This is a genomic window from Paenibacillus sp. OSY-SE (genome assembly GCF_000283315.1).
In the GTDB taxonomy this organism is placed as follows: Bacteria; Bacillota; Bacilli; order Paenibacillales; family Paenibacillaceae; genus Paenibacillus_B; species Paenibacillus_B profundus.
Window position 1 is genome coordinate 1 of record NZ_ALKF01000099.1, and the last position, 3,063, is coordinate 3,063.

1 rRNA gene is annotated in these 3,063 nt (G+C 53.2%); it reads right to left on the reverse strand.

The features are described 5' to 3' along the window. Positions 1-45 precede the first annotated feature (45 nt). A 23S ribosomal RNA gene (locus tag A372_RS0100610) occupies positions 46-2,976 on the reverse strand. Positions 2,977-3,063: the final 87 nt, after the last annotated feature.

Here is a 3,063-nt window from a genome sequence, read left to right on the forward strand (position 1 = left end):
TGAAAACTGAACGCGAAAGTTTCATTGCTTCGAATCATTATTATTTAGGATAAGCCCTCGACCGATTAGTATTCGTCAGCTCCACACATTGCTGTGCTTCCACCCCGAACCTATCTACCTCGTCGTCTTCAAGGGGTCTTACTAAATTGGGAAATCTCATCTTGAGGGGGGCTTCACGCTTAGATGCTTTCAGCGCTTATCCCTTCCGTACGTAGCTACCCAGCCATGCCTCTGGCGAGACAACTGGTACACCAGCGGTACGTCCATCCCGGTCCTCTCGTACTAAGGACAGCTCCTCTCAAATTTCCTACGCCCGCGACAGATAGGGACCGAACTGTCTCACGACGTTCTGAACCCAGCTCGCGTACCGCTTTAATGGGCGAACAGCCCAACCCTTGGGACCTACTTCAGCCCCAGGATGCGATGAGCCGACATCGAGGTGCCAAACCTCCCCGTCGATGTGGACTCTTGGGGGAGATAAGCCTGTTATCCCCAGGGTAGCTTTTATCCGTTGAGCGATGGCCCTTCCATGCGGTACCACCGGATCACTAAGCCCGACTTTCGTCCCTGCTCGACTTGTAGGTCTCGCAGTCAAGCTCCCTTCTGCCTTTGCACTCTTCGAATGATTTCCAACCATTCTGAGGGAACCTTGGGGCGCCTCCGTTACTCTTTAGGAGGCGACCGCCCCAGTCAAACTGCCCACCTGACACTGTCCCCGAACCGGATCACGGTCCTAGGTTAGAACTCCGATACGATCAGGGTGGTATCCCAACGATGCCTCCACCGATGCTGGCGCACCGGCTTCGCAGGCTCCCACCTATCCTGTACAGACCGTACCAAAGTTCAATATCAAGCTGCAGTAAAGCTCCATGGGGTCTTTCCGTCTTGTCGCGGGTAACCTGCATCTTCACAGGTATTAAAATTTCACCGGATCTCTCGTTGAGACAGCGCCCAAGTCGTTACGCCATTCGTGCGGGTCAGAATTTACCTGACAAGGAATTTCGCTACCTTAGGACCGTTATAGTTACGGCCGCCGTTTACTGGGGCTTCGGTTCATAGCTTCGCCTTGCGGCTAACCACTCCCCTTAACCTTCCAGCACCGGGCAGGCGTCAGCCCGTATACTTCGCCTTGCGGCTTCGCACAGACCTGTGTTTTTGCTAAACAGTCGCTTGGGCCTTTTCACTGCGGCCCCCTCGGGCTATTCACCCTACCGAGGCACCCCTTCTCCCGAAGTTACGGGGTCATTTTGCCGAGTTCCTTAACGAGAGTTCTTCCGCGCGCCTTAGAATTCTCTTCTCGCCTACCTGTGTCGGTTTGCGGTACGGGCACCTTCATCCTGGCTAGAGGCTTTTCTTGGCAGCATGAAATCAAGACCTTCGGTACTATAAATTTCCCTCCCCATCACAGCCCAGCCTCATGGTCAGCGGATTTGCCTACTGACCGGCCTCACTGCTTGGACGAGCATCCATCAGCTCGCGTCCCTATCCTTCTGCGTCCCCCCATTGCTCATAACGGCTTACGGTGGTACAGGAATTTCAACCTGTTGTCCTTCGACTACGCCTTTCGGCCTCGCCTTAGGTCCCGACTTACCCTGGGCGGACGAGCCTTCCCCAGGAACCCTTAGGCTTTCGGCGGACATGATTCTCACATGTCTTTTCGTTACTCATACCGGCATTCTCACTTGTGTATAGTCCAGCAGTCCTTCCGGTCTACCTTCAACCCGATACACAACGCTCCCCTACCCATGCATCTTACGATGCAAGCCATAGCTTCGGCGATACGTTTAGCCCCGTTACATTTTCGGCGCAGAGTCACTCGACCAGTGAGCTATTACGCACTCTTTAAATGATGGCTGCTTCTAAGCCAACATCCTGGTTGTCTGTGCAACTCCACATCCTTTCCCACTTAACGTATACTTAGGGGCCTTAGCTGATGGTCTGGGCTGTTTCCCTCTTGACAATGGACCTTAGCACCCACTGTCTGACTCCCGGATATAAGTCGATGGCATTCGGAGTTTGACTGAACTTGGTAACCCTTGGCGGGCCCCGCATCCAATCAGTGCTCTACCTCCACGACTCTTGACTCCGAGGCTAGCCCTAAAGCTATTTCGGGGAGAACCAGCTATCTCCGAGTTCGATTGGAATTTCTCCGCTACCCCCACCTCATCCCCGCACTTTTCAACGTACGTGGGTTCGGGCCTCCAGTGCGTGTTACCGCACCTTCACCCTGGACAGGGGTAGATCACACGGTTTCGGGTCTACGACTACGTACTCACTCGCCCTATTCAGACTCGCTTTCGCTGCGGCTGCGGCTCTTCACCTTAACCTTGCACGTAAACGTAACTCGCCGGTTCATTCTACAAAAGGCACGCCATCACCCATTTAACGGGCTCTGACTTCTTGTAAGCACACGGTTTCAGGTTCTATTTCACTCCCCTTCCGGGGTGCTTTTCACCTTTCCCTCACGGTACTGCTTCACTATCGGTCACCAGGGAGTATTTAGCCTTAGCAGATGGTCCTGCCAGATTCCCACGGGGTTTCACGTGTCCCGCGGTACTCGGGGATCCGTCTCGGAGGGCATTCACTTTCGAATACAGGGCTGTTACCTTCTATGGCGGGCCTTTCCAGACCTCTTCATCTAATAAACACCTTTCTTACTCCTAGTGAGACGTCCCACAACCCCGAAGAGCAAGCTCTTCGGTTTAGGCTATTCCGCGTTCGCTCGCCGCTACTGACGGAATCACTATTGTTTTCTCTTCCTGAGGGTACTTAGATGTTTCAGTTCCCCTCGTATGCCTCATCACACCCTATGTATTCAGATGTGAGTGACTGCCTATTACGACAGCCGGGTTTCCCCATTCGGACATCCCCGGATCGATGCTTGCTTACAGCTCCCCGAGGCATTTCGTTGTTCGCCACGTCCTTCGTCGGCTCCTGGTGCCTAGGCATCCTCCGTGTGCTCTTACTAGCTTAACCTAGTTTGCTCATTGCTGAGCTTTATATCAACATAAGGATGATTCTAAGACACTTTACTTCTTTCGCGATTCAGTTTTCAAGGTACAA